The organism is Methylomonas stagni, from assembly GCF_050154735.1.
GTDB classification, from domain to species: Bacteria; Pseudomonadota; Gammaproteobacteria; order Methylococcales; family Methylomonadaceae; genus Methylomonas; species Methylomonas koyamae_A.
Genome location: NZ_CP189557.1, coordinates 1,904,817 through 1,919,945, shown reverse-complemented (window position 1 = coordinate 1,919,945; position 15,129 = coordinate 1,904,817). Strand labels below are relative to the sequence as shown.

At 55.5% G+C, this 15,129-nt stretch carries 10 protein-coding genes and 1 pseudogene; 6 read left to right on the top strand and 5 right to left on the bottom strand.

Features of this window, described 5'->3' with window-relative positions:
- Positions 1 to 3 precede the first annotated feature (3 nt).
- The 3 genes from cysZ to ACP4CD_RS08950 form a co-directional block, all read right to left on the bottom strand.
- A complete protein-coding gene (gene cysZ, locus ACP4CD_RS08960) occupies positions 4 to 744 on the bottom strand; it encodes a sulfate transporter CysZ (protein WP_168033065.1) in 741 nt (246 codons plus the stop codon).
- Entirely contained in the window at positions 741 to 1,769 is a 1,029-nt protein-coding gene (gene mtnA / locus ACP4CD_RS08955; RefSeq protein WP_426994297.1) for an S-methyl-5-thioribose-1-phosphate isomerase, read from the bottom strand. The genes cysZ and mtnA overlap by 4 nt, the downstream gene beginning before the upstream one ends.
- A gap of 343 nt (positions 1,770 to 2,112) precedes the next feature.
- Positions 2,113 to 5,964 (bottom strand): PAS domain S-box protein, encoded by a 3,852-nt coding sequence (locus tag ACP4CD_RS08950; RefSeq protein ID WP_426994296.1) that lies wholly within the window; start codon positions 5,962 to 5,964, stop codon positions 2,113 to 2,115.
- Positions 5,965 to 6,177: 213 nt separating this feature from the next.
- Here ACP4CD_RS08950 and ACP4CD_RS08945 point away from each other — a divergent pair, with 213 nt between their 5' ends.
- The 5 genes and pseudogenes from ACP4CD_RS08945 to ACP4CD_RS08925 form a co-directional block, all read left to right on the top strand.
- The gene (locus tag ACP4CD_RS08945) at positions 6,178 to 7,497 is read left to right on the top strand and encodes a TRZ/ATZ family hydrolase (RefSeq protein ID WP_426994295.1); all 1,320 of its coding nucleotides are present in this window, start codon (positions 6,178 to 6,180) and stop codon (positions 7,495 to 7,497) included.
- 566 nt (positions 7,498 to 8,063) lie between these two features.
- Positions 8,064 to 8,801 (top strand): class I SAM-dependent methyltransferase, encoded by a 738-nt coding sequence (locus ACP4CD_RS08940; protein ID WP_064029892.1) that lies wholly within the window; start codon positions 8,064 to 8,066, stop codon positions 8,799 to 8,801.
- An 84-nt stretch (positions 8,802 to 8,885) separates the two neighbouring features.
- Complete coding sequence (locus ACP4CD_RS08935; protein ID WP_313728470.1) at positions 8,886 to 9,692, top strand: glycosyltransferase; 807 nt, start codon at positions 8,886 to 8,888, stop codon at positions 9,690 to 9,692.
- Positions 9,693 to 9,807: 115 nt separating this feature from the next.
- Entirely contained in the window at positions 9,808 to 11,265 is a 1,458-nt protein-coding gene (locus ACP4CD_RS08930; RefSeq protein ID WP_426994294.1) for a glycosyltransferase, read from the top strand.
- Between the two features lie 2 nt (positions 11,266 to 11,267).
- Positions 11,268 to 11,855 (top strand): annotated as a pseudogene (locus ACP4CD_RS08925) (ArnT family glycosyltransferase); the annotation flags it as partial.
- On the opposite strand, the gene ACP4CD_RS08920 reads toward ACP4CD_RS08925, so the two are convergent.
- A complete protein-coding gene (locus ACP4CD_RS08920) occupies positions 11,841 to 12,068 on the bottom strand; it encodes a hypothetical protein (RefSeq protein WP_426994731.1) in 228 nt (75 codons plus the stop codon). The pseudogene ACP4CD_RS08925 and the gene ACP4CD_RS08920 sit on opposite strands and share 15 nt — an antisense overlap.
- Positions 12,069 to 12,233: 165 nt before the next feature.
- Here ACP4CD_RS08920 and ACP4CD_RS08915 point away from each other — a divergent pair, with 165 nt between their 5' ends.
- Positions 12,234 to 12,842, top strand: a complete 609-nt coding sequence (locus ACP4CD_RS08915; protein ID WP_426994730.1) for a hypothetical protein — start codon at positions 12,234 to 12,236, stop codon at positions 12,840 to 12,842.
- A gap of 95 nt (positions 12,843 to 12,937) precedes the next feature.
- On the opposite strand, the gene recG is transcribed toward ACP4CD_RS08915, so the two are convergent.
- A complete protein-coding gene (gene recG, locus ACP4CD_RS08910; RefSeq protein WP_426994293.1) occupies positions 12,938 to 15,055 on the bottom strand; it encodes an ATP-dependent DNA helicase RecG in 2,118 nt (705 codons plus the stop codon).
- Positions 15,056 to 15,129 lie beyond the last annotated feature (74 nt).

The window sequence follows — 15,129 nt, the reverse complement described above, 5'->3', positions numbered from 1 at the left end:
CCGTCAGTTCGCTTCGTCGCCGCCGGCCGGCGGTAACACCCGGTCCACGTACACGGTCGCGGCGATCACCGCGGTCTGGCCCATCACCAGATTGACGATGGGCAGCGTCAGGCCCAGGCCGGTCAGCGCGCCGAAGCTCAACATGCTCCAGCGCCGCTGTTGCATGAAGCGCTTTTGCGCGTCGAAGGTTTGGCCGCGCATTTCCAGCGGATAGGCGATGAATTCCATCGCGATGCCCCAGGCCGCGAACGCCGCCCACAGCACCGGCGCGATCAGATTCACCACCGGAATCAGAAACAGCACCAATAGCGGCAGCACCCGCAGCAACAGATAGCCAATGCGCTTCAGTTCGCCGAAAAACACCCGGTCCCAGCCGGCGTCGGCAGCGACCGGCGCGTGGCCGTGCAACAGAGACAAGGTTTTGGCGGCCAGGCGGCTGTAATAGGGCGCGGCGATCAAATTGGCGACCAGCGTGAATGTGAAGAAGCCGATCAGCAAGAAGCTGATAAAAAACAATGGCCATAGTATCCAGCTCAACCAGGATAGCCAGTCGGGAATCGCTTGGTGGATCAGCGCGGACACCGAGTGATAGCCGAGGATGAAGGCGCCGGTATACAGCACCGTATTAATCAACAGCGGAATCAGCAAATACTGGCGCAGTTCGGCGCGGGTTAGTAATTTCAGGCCGTCCAGCAAACAGCCGACGGCCAGCAGCGGGCTGTTAGCGTCACGGATAGCGTTCATGGCGCCAAACTCCTTACCCCGTGCAGGCTGGGATCGACGACGACACCGCGTTCGGTGACGATGGCGGTGATCAATTCGGCCGGCGTTACGTCGAATACCGGATTCCAGGCGCCGACTAGCGAATCGCCACCCAAATAGCAATCGGCCAGCAATTCGTTGGGATTGCGTTCTTCGATTTCGATGGCGTCGCCGGTTGCCAGACTCAGGTCCAGCGTGGAGGAGGGCGCGGCCACCATCAACTTGACGCCGTGGCGTTTGGCCAGCACCGCCAGCGAATAGGTGCCGATTTTGTTGGCGACGTCGCCGTTGGCGGTGATCCGGTCGGCGCCGACCACAATCCAGTCGATTTTGCCTGACTTCATCAACCAGGCCGCCGCCGAGTCGGCGATCAGCGTGGCCGGGATGCCGTCCTGGGCCAGTTCCCAAACCGTCAACCGGGCGCCTTGCAGCCAGGGGCGGGTTTCGTCGGCGTAGACTTTGTTAATCTGACCGCGCCGGTGCAGGCTACGGATCACGCCCAGCGCGGTGCCGTAACCGCCGGTGGCCAACGCGCCGGCATTGCAATGGGTCAGTACCGAGCAAGCCCCGCCGATTAAATCGGCGCCGCGTTCGCCCATCGCATAATTGGCGGCGATGTCGTCGGCATGGATGGCTTCGGCTTTGGCGGCGAGCGCCGCGAGCGGGTCGGCGGGTGCGGCGGCCAGCACGTCGCGCATTTGCGCCAGCGCCCAGAACAGATTGACGGCGGTCGGCCGCGATGCGGCCAGCAGGTCGATGTCGCGGGCGACTTTGTCTTGCCAGGTCGGGTCCGGGTAGTGATATTTGGCCGACAGTACGACGCCGTAGGCGGCGGCGATGCCGATGGCCGGCGCGCCGCGTACCCGCATCGACACGATCGCGTCGGCCACGCCGGCGGCATCGCGGTATTCGTCGTAACGGATATGCGCCGGTAAGGCCCGTTGATCCAAGACGTTCAGACTGGAGCCGGTCCACTGTAGGGCTTGTACCGATAATTGAGAGCTCATGCGTAAGATGTATGTTGTCGGAAAAGGGGCTTGGCTTAGATCTACTTCGTCAGATTATTCAATAAGCATTGTCATTCCGGCATGGATTGCCGGACGCGTTAGAGCGCGGAGCGAACCCGGACTCCATGAATGGATTTAAGCCTACCCTCCATGTCACTGGATGCCCGTTTCCCGGCGGGCATGACGGTGTTGAACAAATCCGACAAAGCAGAATTTAGTCGCTGTCGTCAGGCAACGGTTCGGGAAGTCGAAGATTTTACCTGAGCGTTTCGACTATTTTAAGCCGATTCCGGCCCGCTTCGATAGGCCGGCGTTCGGCTTGACCGGGCGCGGAGGGCCCACTTTAACCGCTTTCGTCGTCCAGGCCGGGATATTGCGCTATTAAACCTCGTAAATAGTGCAAGGCCCGCGGCAGGTCGTATTTTTCGACCAATGGGTCCATGGTTTGGATTGCTTCGGCCGCGACCACGCGGGCCAGCGCCGGCTTGAGGTCGCGCCAAGCGTCGGCGGCTTTCAAATTGCCGCCCGCCAGCAATATCGCCAGTTCCCGCAGCCGCTCGCGTAAGGTGTCGAGCGAAATCGGCGCGGCCGCCGCCGGCGGATCGATGTCGCGGGCGCTGGTGCCGGCGGCGGGAATCCAGCGCCGCAACACATCGAACAACAGGTCCGGATCGAAGGGCTTGGCCAGAAAATCGTTCATGCCGGCGTCGCGGCAGGCTTGGCGGTCTTCCTCGAAGGCGTTGGCGGTCATCGCCACGATGGGTAGCTCGCGGCCGTGGTCGGTGTTCCGAATCAAGCGGGTGGCTTGCAGGCCGTCCATAACCGGCATCTGCATGTCCATTAAAATAAGGTCGTAGCGGCGTAGCTCGACCATTTCCAATGCTTGTTGGCCGTGCTCGGCCACGTCGACTCGCAAGCCGACGCTTTCCAGCAAGGCCTTGGCGACTTCTTGGTTGATATCGTTGTCCTCGACCAACAAAATCTCGGCCGAGCGACGGAAATCGGGCGCCGGCACTTGGGCGATCGGCGCGGCCGGGTTTAGCTCGCGTTGCAGCGGGACGTCGAACCAAAAGGTGCTGCCCAGGCCCGGCTGGCTGTCGACGCCGACGTTGCCGGCCATCATCCGCGCCAAGTGGCGGCTGATGGCCAAGCCCAAGCCGCTGCCGCCGTAGCGGCGGGTGGTCGAGGATTGGCCCTGCTCGAAAGCGTTGAACACCCGCGCGCACTGTTCCGGCGTCATGCCGATACCGCTGTCCTCGACTTCGAAACGCACCCAGCATTGGTGCTCGTCGCACGATTGTAGGCGGCTGCGCAGCACGATCCGGCCCTGTTCGGTGAATTTGACGGCATTACTCAGATAGTTGATTAAGATCTGGCAGATGCGCAGCGGATCGCCGAGCAGAATCAAGGTGTTCAGCGGCGGATCGGTTTCGTGGGTCAAGCTCAGGCGCTTGGCGGCGGCGCGCTCGCCGACGATGCTGCAGGCGTGATCGGCGATGGCGGCGATATTCAGCGAGGTTTTCTCCAAGGTCATGCGTTCGGCCTCGATTTTCGACAGATCGAGGATATCGTTGATCAAACCGAGCAAGTGCTTGCCGGCCACGCTGATTTTTTCCAGCTTATCGCGTTGGCTGGGTTGGGTTATCTCCATGCGCAGCAAGTGAGCCATGCCCAGAATCGCGTTCATCGGGGTACGGATTTCGTGGCTCATATTGGCCAGGAAAGCGCTCTTGGCGCGATTGGCGCTTTCGGCTTCCTCGCGGGCGAGTTCCAGTTCGGCGGTACGCGAACGCACCAAGTCGGCCAGATGATCGCGGTAATTACGCAGCTCGGTTTCGGCCCGCTTGAGTTCGCCGATGTCGGTAATCACCACGACTCGACAGCTATGGTGGGCGAAGATGATGTCGTGCGAACTGACCACGACCGGTACCGCGCTGCCGTCCTTGCGCAGATGTTGCCATTCGCCGGTATTGGCGAACCCGCGCAGTTTGGCGGCCAGCTCGATGATCTTGGGTCTCTGCGTGGCGTCGAACAAGTCGGTCAGCAGCAGGTGTTGCGCTTCGTCGGCTCGGTAGCCGTACAGCGCGGTGAAGGCGTCGTTGACCGCCACCAGCTTTAACGTGCCGCGCTCGTAAATCAGCATCGGCGCCGGGTTGTGCTCGAACAAATTGCGAAATTGCGCTTCTATCGATTTGCGTTCGGTAATGTCCGACCAGATCAGCGATAACATCGGCCGATTTTCGATTTGAATCGCTTGGACGCTGACGTGAACATCGCGCGGACTGCCGTCCTTGCAACGGCTGAGCGTGTCGAATTGCCGGGCGTCCCGGCCCTCGGTCGGGGCTAGCCTTTCCAGCATTGGCGCGGCGTCGGCTTGGATATCCGGCAGGCGCAGTTTGGCGAATTCGTCGCGGCTGTAACCGAGGTTTTCGCAGGCGGCGTCGTTGAATTCGACGAAAGCCAGCGTCTCGGCATCGATCAGCATGATGGCGTCCGAGGCTTGCGAAACGATGGCCCGAAAGATTTTCTCGCGCTTACGCGATTTTTCCTCGATTTGGCGGCGTTCTATCGTCGAAGCGAGCCGCTCGGCGACCGCATTCAGCAACTGTTGCTCTTCGGCCAGCATCGCCGGGGCGTCGGCCGGGGTGGGCGGCGGTATCGCATAGGCGACGCTAACTTCGCCGTCGTTCAACGTCCCGACGCGGATCGGGGCGCTGATCCAAGCTGCGTCGGCCGAGCACTCGCCACTGCGAAACGTGAGATCTCGCCAGCGTATCGCCGCGACCGCGAAATCGGGGTAAGGCCAACCGGCCGGTAGTTCCTGGACAGCCGCTTGCAGCACGTCCGGCAAAGGCAGGTTCAAATTTTCGGTGGCGCGAAACACCGCGTGTAAGCAGGCTTGCTCTTGAATGCGCCGGTCCAGGGCCCGTTGCGCTTGGTACAACTGAGTGATGTCGCGCGCCATGCCCAATACGCCGAGCAGCTTGCCGTCGGCGGTCGTCACCGGGGTTTTGATGGTTTCGTATAGCCCGGTGTGGCTGGCGTCGGCCAGGGTCAGCCATTCCTGGTTGATCATCGGTTTGCCGGCGGCGACGGCTTTGAAGTCGTGTTCCCGAAAAAAGTCGGCGAGTTCGACGTCGACGAAATCGTAGTCGGTCTTGCCGACGATGCTGGCTTCGTCGGCGCCGAATAGGGCTTCGAAACTGGCGTTGCAGAGTAGATAGGTGCCGTTGGGGTCCTTGAACCAGACTTTGTCCGGCATGGCCCTGAGTAGGGTGCGCAGTAGTTCGCGGTGTTCGGCCAAGGCATCGAGCACCCGTTGGCGTTCGGAAAAATAACTGGCCAAGGCCATGCCGATCACCGACAGTACCGACATGAACAGCCAGTAATTGATTTCCGGTTGGCCGATCGGCCGGTTTTGGTAAATTTCCCAATGGTGTCCGTTCATGCCGACCATGGCTTGCATCGCGATGACCGCGAGAATCAGGGTCGTGGTTCTCGGTCCGACCCTGACCGCCGCCCAACTAACCAACAAGTAAATCCACGGCGTTTTGGCGTATTCGCCCAAGTTGTCCTGAAACCAGTTTAAAAATACGATTTGGCCGGCCAGCGCGCTCAAGCCCAGAATCAGGCAGGCTTCGGCGACCGGCTTGAAGCGGCGCGGTAGGCGAAGACCGTCCCGCCAGACCAGAATCAGCGGCGCGACCAGTATCGTGCCTAGTGTGTCGCCCAACCACCAGTGCAACAACGCGATCCGGAAACCGGCCGTATCGACTACGCCGTTGATCAATAGGCAGCTAGCGCCGACTAGCGCCGACAGCGTACACGCCAGTCCGCCGAAGCCGATCAATAACAAATAATCGGCGAGGTTGAGGATGCGGCGGTCGAATCCGTCGATTCGCCGCGGCAGATAAGCGCCCAAGCCGGCGCTGGCAATGCTACCGGCCGAGATGGCCAGCGCGATAGCCGGCGGTTGGCCTTGCCACAGATTTAAACTCAGCGCACCGAGCCCGAGCGCCCACAAATAACGGTGGCCGCCGAGAAGTATCGTCGCCAGCGCCAGACCGCTGGGCAAAAACAGCACGCTGGCGACGCTGACGGTGGAGAAATACAGCAGGGACAGTCGGCCGCTCAACGCATAAAGCCCCGCGATGCCGAAACCGATCAAACAGTCCGACAGCCTTACCGCTTTCATATCCCACTCACCAGAGCGCCGAGTGGATTGCGGCGCGGCCAGGTTTCGCCGCGCCCGGCCGGGAATATCCGAGGCGGGACGGCGCTAGAGAAACCGATTGGCTGCGAGGAAATGGGGTCTGACATGTTGTTTGACGCTTCTCGATTGGCGGGGACTGGTCTCGGCCCTACGGCGGCGCGGTATAATCATCGCCTTTTCAGCTCGGGAGTACCCATGCAGGTCGACCTTTTGATACAGGCCCGATGGATTATACCGGTGGAACCGGCCTCGGTAGTTTACGATAACTATAGTCTAGCGATAGACGGCGGCAGAATTGTCGATTTGTTGCCTAGCGACCTTGCCCTGCGAAAGTATCGTCCCAGGGTGCTGGAGATACGCGACCGGCATGCGCTAATTCCGGGATTGATCAATTGCCATACGCATGCGGCGATGACTTTGCTGCGCGGCTTTGCCGACGATCTGCCGTTAATGGATTGGTTACAGAACCACATTTGGCCCGCCGAACAGCAATGGGCTAGCGAGGCCTTTGTGCGCGACGGTACCGATTTAGCCATCGCTGAAATGTTGCGTGGCGGTACTACCTGTTTCAACGATATGTATTTCTTTCCGGAAATCACCGCGCAACAAGCGCTGCAACACGGAATTCGCGCCAATATCGGCTTGATCGTGTTCGATTTTCCGACTCTGTGGGCTGAAAACGCCGACGCTTATCTGGCCAAGGGTTTGGCCCTGCACGAACAATTGCGCCACGAAAGCCTGCTCAGCCTGTCGTTCGCGCCGCACGCGCCGTATACGGTGTCCGACGCGCCGCTGAGCCGGGCGCTGACCTATGCCGACGAGATGAATTTGACGCTGCATATGCATGTGCACGAGACGGCCCACGAGGTCGAACAACAATTGGCCAACACCGGCCAGACCCCGTTGCAACGTTTGCGCGATCTGGGTTTGCTGACTTCCTCGTTCATTGCCGTGCACATGACCCAGATGTCCGCCGAGCAAATCGCCGAATTCGCCGAGACCGGCGCGCATATTGTCCATTGCCCGGAATCCAACTTGAAACTGGCCAGCGGATTCTGTCCGGTGGCGGACTGCTTGGCGGCCGGTATCAACGTGGCGTTGGGGACAGACGGCGCCGCGAGCAATAACGATCTGGATATGCTGGGCGAAATGCGCACCGCGGCCTTATTGGCCAAGGGCGTCGCCGGCGACGCCAGTGTGGTGTCGGCCTGGACGGCGCTGGAGATGGCGACGATCAACGGCGCGAAAGCGCTGGGCTTGGACACCGAGATCGGTTCGCTGGTGCTCGGCAAGGCAGCCGATGTCGTGGCCATCGATTTAAGCGCCCCGGAAACTCAGCCGTGCTTTCATCCGGTCGCACAAATCGTCTACGCGGCCGGCCGGCATCAAGTCAGCGACGCGTGGGTAGCCGGCAAGCCCTTACTAAGTCAACGCCGTCTGACGACGCTAGATCTCGACGAACTGACGCAACGCGTCGAGCAGTGGCGCCAAAGGATGAACGCCGGGCCGAGCTAGAAGGAATATTGCCAGCGGTCGGCGCCGAAGGAAACACGGTGTTGATGGTCCTGACCGGTTGGCTACCTGCCGAGCCTCGATAGCGCGCCGGACAAGTTTTTGTTGAGGGCGCGCGTTGGCTGAAACGAAGTCATGGCTTCGGCTTCGCTGCTCTCAAGTTTCCCGCCCCAGCGCTCACCGCTTGGCTGCCGAGAACCAGAACGGCGCTTACCGGTCGCCGGGCGTAGGGATGTTCCGCCAAATCAAGACGGCACGCTTACAGTTTCAAATTATCCAAGGCCGTAACAGAGACGGCATCTCCTAAAATTGTCTATAGAAAACTTCTGCAATAGGCTATATTTCAACCGGAACTGAAAAGTCTAAGCGGGAAAGCTAGCTTATCCGAGGTGTTGAAATCAGCTGGCGGGCCGCTTTAGATGGAATGGGTATATTTATTTAAAATTAAGCCTGATATTTTTTAAATTAAAAATATTCAATTGCATATTCGAATTCATATTCGAATTTCGGCAGGGCTCTGTCGATGTTTGAACTTAGCTTCCAGGCACTATAGAGTAACTGAGCGTTTTATGAGTCAATCGGATTTCGAAGAGTATTCCCAAAAATCGATACATTTTTTTAGTCGCCACGTTCCGCCGTTATTGGTAAAAGCGCTGAGTTTAATTCAATCAAATCCCACCGTGGTGGATGTGGGTTGCGGCGATGGGCATTTGGTTTGGTCGTTGTCCGAGAATAGTCATATCGCTGTCAATAGCCGAGTAATCGGCGTCGATATGTCGCCTATTCGCGTTCGACGATTCAGCGAATTAACCGGCTATCCTGGCATTGTGGCCGAAGGACACCATATTCCGGGATTGGCCGACGAAAGTGTCGATCTGACGATCAGTACCATGGTTTTGGAGCACGTACCGGACGAACTCGAATATCTGGCCGAATTGGCGAGAATCACCCGTCGGGGCGGTTGGTTGTATCTCAGTACCGTCATTAGAAAATCGGGCGCATGGTATTTTCGCAAGGCGCCGGACGGGCGGCGCGTACTCGATTCCACGCATCTTCGAGAATATCCTTCGGTGGATTCGGTGGTTAAATTATTAGAAGCCAGTGGTTTTACCGTAAATGATCAATGCCTTACCCGTTTGATTTTTCCGATTGCTCATCCTGTCGTCAGGCTTTTGCATGCCTGGAGACCGATTAAAGAGGTTCAGAGAATTTTCCTAAACCCGGCGTATGCGTGGATAGAGAAACTTGCGTTGCCAATTCCGCGTTATCGTTCGATTGAGCTTTTAGCGACGCGTCGCGATATCTGAGGCTCTCAAGATTCGAATGCTGTTTGATTCAGTCAACAAAATAATAAGGTTTTAGTAAAAATACCCATTGTAGGAAATCAGTTAGTGACATCTGAAAATATCGAGTTATCCCGTATTTTGATTGTGATACCAACCTTAGGCGAGCGGCTTGACACGCTGCGAAGAACGCTGTCGTCTATTAAAGACCAGGCAGGTGTTTTAGTGGATACCGTGTTGGTATCTACCGCTCAAACACCGGAGCTTTCAGAGATTGCAACTGCTTTTGGTGCAAGAGTCCTGGTGCATCCAGGAAAAATTTCAGCGGCGGTGAACGCCGGATTCTCGGAAGCGTTGCCGGTGCATCGCTATGCGGGCTGGCTGGGCGACGACGATATGCTGCGTCCTGGGGCGCTGGCCACCGCGAGCGCTTTGCTGGGCAGCGATGCTTCCGCCGTCGTTGCTTATGGCGCTTGCGATTATGTTGATAGCAGCGGGAGTTTGCTTTTTACCCGCCGTCCGCCGTTCGCGGCGCCGTTTTTATTGCAGTTTGTTCCTGGTTTGATTAAGCAAGAAGCCTGCCTGTTTCGGCGTAGCGCGTTAACCGAGGTTGGCGGATTGGATGAAACATTAAAGTACACGATGGACTTGGACCTGCTGCTGAAATTACGGCGAGTAGGTGCGTTCGTTAAAACAGAACAGGTCTTGGCGGCGTTTTGTTGGCATGCCGGGTCGTTAACGATAGCCAACCGCCGGGCGTCGCTAGACGAAGCACAAGCCGTCCAGTGTCGGCATGTTCGCGGAATTTTCAAAATCTTCAGCCCGGTTTGGATGTATCCCGTCAGGTATCTTATTTTCTTGCTGAATTGGAAAATCAACAAAGGATTAGCAAGCGCTCGTGAACAGCAATCATAAAATCTTATCCGTGTTATAGGATGTGGGTTTGTCGGCTGGCCTAATACAATTTTCAGCTTAATCAGAGCTGCAAATAATAAAATAAAATTCATTCTAAAAATTTCAGCGTTGAGCTATGACAAAGCGAAAAAAGTACAATCAGACTCGTCAGCTTGAAAATTCAACTCAAGCGGATCTGAATAAAAGGAGTTCGGGTGCTGGCCGCTCATTCAAGCTATTTAATGCACAGTTTTTTCGTTTCTTAGTTGTTGGTACGATCAATACCGGGTTCAGCTACTCCGTTTATGCTCTACTATTATTCTTTGGATTAAACTATAAGTTAGCCAATTTGGCGGCTTTGATTCTTGGTATTATCTTCAGCTTTATTACTCAGGGGCGTTTCGTATTTCGGAATACGAATGGCAAGTTATTTTTCCGTTTCGCATTTTGTTGGGCCTTGCTTTATATTTTTAACATTCGTCTGATCGAGTTTTTTATTAACCAAGGCTTCGATGCCTACCAAGCGGGCGCTATCGCGGTGCCACCAATGACGGTGCTTTCTTACTTTATTCAAAAAATAGTCATTTTTAGGAAACGCGCGGTTCAACCCGAGACGTCAACGATAGAAAATATCGTTAAGCCTAAACTATCTTTTAAGAATACTAAATTGTCGATAGTGCTGCCTTGTTACAACGAAGAAGAAGTATTACCCGAAACGAATAGCCGGTTGCTTGAGTTAATGAAGGAGATGCAAGAGCTTGGCTTGGTGTCGCAGGATAGCTTTATCTATTACGTTGATGACGGTAGCAAAGATAAAACCTGGGAACTGATTTCGAAATTTAATCAACAGAATGCGTGTATTCGAGGGATTAAGTTGTCTAGAAATCGCGGTCATCAGAATGCATTAATTGCCGGACTTTTTAATGCGGATGGCGAAGCAATTGTATCGATCGATGCGGACCTGCAGGACGATATTCAGGTTATTAAAGAAATGATTTATAAATTTAACGAAGGTTGCGAAATCGTGTATGGCGTCCGATCCTCGCGAGAGACCGATAGTTTCTTTAAGCGAATGACCGCGCAACTTTATTACAAGTTGTTGAAAACGATGGGTGTCGATATTATTTATAACCATGCCGATTATCGATTAATGAGCAAACGAGTGATCGATTGCTTAAAAGACTTCAACGAAGTTAACTTGTTTTTGCGAGGCATCATTCCACAGCTCGGGTTTAACACCGCGACAGTCTATTACGAACGCGGCGAACGGTTTGCCGGCGAGTCCAAGTATCCGCTAAGTAAAATGTTGGCACTGGCGGCCGACGGCGTCACTTCGTTCAGCGTGGTGCCGTTGCGGATGATTACTTGGATTGGTCTTGGCGTCAGTTTGGCGAGTTTAGCGATGGTCGTTTGGATTTTTGTGGCTAAATTCGCTCTGGAAGCGACAATTCCAGGTTGGGCCTCTACTGTTTTGCCCATTTATTTTATCGGTGGAATACAGTTGTTGAGCATAGGCATCTTAGGTGAATATTTATCCAAGGTTTACATGGAAACCAAGCAACGGCCAAGATTCTTTATCGAAGAGATTCGTTGATAATGATTGCAAACTTTCCCATCGCTTATTTGGACCGGCGATACCGCTTTTCTCTATACCTGTTTATTATCCTGTCGATTGCGTTGACGACAAGGTTGGTGTTTTTTAACGGGCCTTTCGGTTCCGACGATCTGGTTTATCTCCGCCGCTCGCTTGATGTTACCTACGGCGAATGGGCTAGCGCGAATTACAACGGCGCATTACGCTACGGTTACAATATTCCGTCCGGTTTCATTCTCTATCTGTTTGGAGTGAATCTTTTTACAGCCAATTTATGGCCTCTGCTATGTTCGTTAATTGAGATAGCTTTGGTATTTCGATTTGTTTGGAACGGGATCAACCACAAAACGGCGATTTATTCGGCACTTTTTCTGGCGTTGATGCCCTTGCATGTGGCCGTTTCTACACGGCTACATGCCGATCCCGTGGTGTCGATGTTTTTGACCTCTAGCTTCATTGCGTTTTTTAAGGCCGAAACAACCGGGAATAAATTGGCTTATTTTCTGACCGGTATCGCGTTAGGTTGTGTATTTTGGGTCAAGGAGTTGGCGGTATTAACTTTTAGTGCATTTCTTTTATACCCGCTGATTTTTCGTTGTTGGAAGTTTGGCTGGATTTATTTGGTTTTTGGCGGACTGGTGATGCTGTTGGCTCACTTTGCGCTGATGACAATGATTGCGGGCGATCCGCTGCACGCTTTTAAAACCGTCATCGGTCAGCTTAATCGTAGCTTTATTGGCGGAAACCAAGGCGAAGATAGTCCCTGGTACTATTTTTATTATTTGTTTTTCGATATTAAACATACCTGGTTAATACCGGTATTGGCGTTGTACGGTATCTGCGCGACTATCAAAACAATATTTTCCGAACGGTCCGTTAGCGCCGTTGCGTATGCCGCTTATTGGCTAGTTTCCTTGTTATTGGTGCTCTCGTTTTTTCCGGTGTCGTTGGCACCGCTAAAGTTTGCAATGAAACAATCCAATTATTTAACTTTGTTTCTAGCGCCGATCGCGGTTTTCGCCGGTATCGCGATTCAGCGTTTGCCACGCAAACTGGGCCATTTCTTGGTTTTTTTAGCATTGGCCGGGGGCATCGGTTTGTCGTTTTTGGAACAGCAGGCTTACCAAGTGTTTACCGCGAATAGTCGAGCGCTGGTGGCGTTCGCGGAACAACATCCCCAAAGGCTTGTTTTAGGTTCGGTCAATAATCGGAACATCGCCTGCGTCTACGCATTGTTGGGCGGCGACACCTGTGATCGACTGCGAATAAACGATTTCGCCGATATTACCGCCGAACTCACATCCTCGAATTCCGAGGAAGCCTACGCAGTTATTGATCGCGAAACCTTGGGATGGAGTCCCAGGGATATTAAACTGGACAAAGCCCCCAACTGTTGGCGGGACGGAACGCTTTTAAGCCCGGCGGATAGCGGAAATAGTCAAGCTTTACTCACGCTCGTTTTAAATTCGGCGACATTCTTGCCGGCAAGCCTGAAGAATAAATTGCAGAGTTTGCAGACACCACAGCCCGCAACACTTTACCGGGTCGATTTGAACAATCTCTGGTGCGAAGGCTAACACCGGACTTGGCGAGGTTTTCGTAGAACTCGGCGCTGTTAAAAACCCAAGCCTGTGTCCATCTTGGTCCACGCACAGGCCGACGGACGCATCCGTCACGGCGCGTGCATCAAACCTATTTCGCCGGTTTCGTTGCGACTTATCCAGCGTTCGATCAGCGGCGCGATCGCTTCCGGCGCCAGCTTTTGCAATTCCGCGGCCGTGGGCGCCACCAAATCCAGCAAATGGCGGTCGCGGCCCAGATCGGCGATTTTGAATTGGATCTGGCCGGTTTGACGGCTGCCCATCACTTCGCCGGGACCGCGCAATTCCAGGTCTTTTTCGGCAATCACGAAGCCGTCGTGGCTTTCCTTCAAAATGCCTAGGCGCTGCTTACCCAGTAGCGATAACGGAGCTTGATACATCAAGACGCAGAAGCTTTCCTGGTCGCCGCGGCCGACTCGGCCGCGCAATTGATGCAATTGCGATAGACCCAAGCGCTCGGCATTTTCGATGATCATCAAGCCGGCGTTGGGTACGTCCACGCCGACTTCGATGACCGTGGTCGCCACCAACAAGTCGCATTCGTGACGCTTGAAGGCCTGCATCGCGGCGTCCTTGTCCGCCGTTTTCATGCGGCCGTGTACCAAGGCGATGCGTACGGCCGGCAGCGCTTGTGTCAATAACACCGCGGTTTTCTCGGCGGCTTCGCATTGCATTTGCTCGGATTCTTCGATCAAGGTGCACACCCAATAGGCTTGGCGGCCCTGAACGACCCAGTGACCGATGCGGGCGATGATTTGCTCGCGCCGCTCGGCGGGTAGGACGCTAGTCGTCACCGGCCGGCGGCCGGGTGGCAGCTCGTCGATGATCGAAATATCCAGATCGGAGTATTGCAGCATCGCCAACGTGCGCGGAATCGGCGTCGCGGTCATCACTAATTGGTGAGGCCGCATGCCGGTGTTGCTGCCTTTTTCCCGCAGGGCCAAGCGCTGATGCACGCCGAAACGGTGCTGTTCGTCGATGACGATCAGTCCCAGTTTGTGAAATTGCACCTGGTCCTGAAACAGCGCGTGGGTGCCGACCGCGATGCCGGCGCCGCCGTCGGCCAGCGCTTGCAGGGTGGCTTGTCTGGCCTTGCCCTTGAGCTGGCCGGTCAAGAAATGCACTGGATAGCCGGTGTCGGCAAACCAGGTCGAGAAATTGCGGAAATGCTGCTCTGCCAGCAACTCGGTTGGCGCCATCACCGCGACCTGATAGCCGCTGTGCAGCGCCATCAAGGCCGCCAGCGCGGCAACCACGGTCTTGCCAGAGCCGACGTCGCCTTGTACCAGCCGCAGCATCGGTTGGGCCTGCTCGCAGTCGGCCTGAATTTCCGCGCTAACCCGTTGCTGGGCGCCGGTCAGCCGAAACGGCAGTCGTTCGATAAAGGCTTGCTTGGCTGAGTTTTCGAAATGAAATTCCGGCGCTTGCCAGCGTTTAAAGCTTTGTTTGCCTTGTAGGAGCGCTAGGTGATGAGCCAGAAATTCTTCGAACGCCAATCGCCTTAGGGCTGGGGATTGACCGTCGCTGAGCTCGGCAATGTTTAAGTGCGGCGGCGGATTGTGTAGGGTTTGCAAGGCCTCGGCTAACGGCGGAAAACCATTACGGCTCAACACGGCGGCCGGCAGCCAGTCGCGGATACCGCCGCCTTCGCTTAAACATAAAGTCAGCGCTTGTTTGACCGCCTTGCGTAGCGTGGTTTGCGGCACGCCTTCAGTCAATGGATAGACCGGTGTCAGCGTCGGTTCGCAAAGTTGCTCCGGGGACTGGACGATCCGGTATTCCGGATGCACCATTTCCAAACCGGAGTAGCCGTAACGCAATTCGCCGTAACAACCGATCAGGGTACCGGGTTTGAGCTGTTGGCTTTGTTGCACCGAGAAATGAAAAAACCGTAACGATAAGCTGCCGCTGGCATCGCCGATCCGGCAAATCAGGCTGGGCCGGCCGCGTTGGATGGCGTCTATAAACTCCACCGTGCCGCAGACTAACGCCGACGTGCCGGGCAATAATTCGCCGATCGGCGTGATTCGGCTGCGGTCCTGATAGCGCAAGGGCAGATGGAATAGCAAATCCTGAAGCGTGCGAATGCCAAGCTTTTCCAGGCGCGCGGCCGATTGCGCGCCGATGCCGCTCAACTTGGTGACCGGTTGTTGGGTGGGTTCCAGCGGAACGGATGATGATTTAAGCATGCCGCCAATTTGGCATGCTTGGTGCGGAATGGCAATGCCCGGCTGTTACAAGTCTTGTTGGTCCCCGCGAACCA

Bases quoted from the DNA above. Each gene is read 5' to 3' on its own strand.
- cysZ (WP_168033065.1), bottom strand. From the start codon at position 744: ATGAACGCTATCCGTGACGCTAACAGCCCGCTGCTGGCCGTCGGCTGT.
- mtnA (WP_426994297.1), bottom strand. From the start codon at position 1,769: ATGAGCTCTCAATTATCGGTACAAGCCCTACAGTGGACCGGCTCCAGT.
- ACP4CD_RS08950 (WP_426994296.1), bottom strand. From the start codon at position 5,964: ATGAAAGCGGTAAGGCTGTCGGACTGTTTGATCGGTTTCGGCATCGCG.
- ACP4CD_RS08945 (WP_426994295.1), top strand. From the start codon at position 6,178: ATGCAGGTCGACCTTTTGATACAGGCCCGATGGATTATACCGGTGGAA.
- ACP4CD_RS08940 (WP_064029892.1), top strand. From the start codon at position 8,064: ATGAGTCAATCGGATTTCGAAGAGTATTCCCAAAAATCGATACATTTT.
- ACP4CD_RS08930 (WP_426994294.1), top strand. From the start codon at position 9,808: ATGACAAAGCGAAAAAAGTACAATCAGACTCGTCAGCTTGAAAATTCA.
- ACP4CD_RS08920 (WP_426994731.1), bottom strand. From the start codon at position 12,068: ATGTTTAATATCGAAAAACAAATAATAAAAATAGTACCAGGGACTATC.
- ACP4CD_RS08915 (WP_426994730.1), top strand. From the start codon at position 12,234: ATGAAACAATCCAATTATTTAACTTTGTTTCTAGCGCCGATCGCGGTT.
- recG (WP_426994293.1), bottom strand. From the start codon at position 15,055: ATGCTTAAATCATCATCCGTTCCGCTGGAACCCACCCAACAACCGGTC.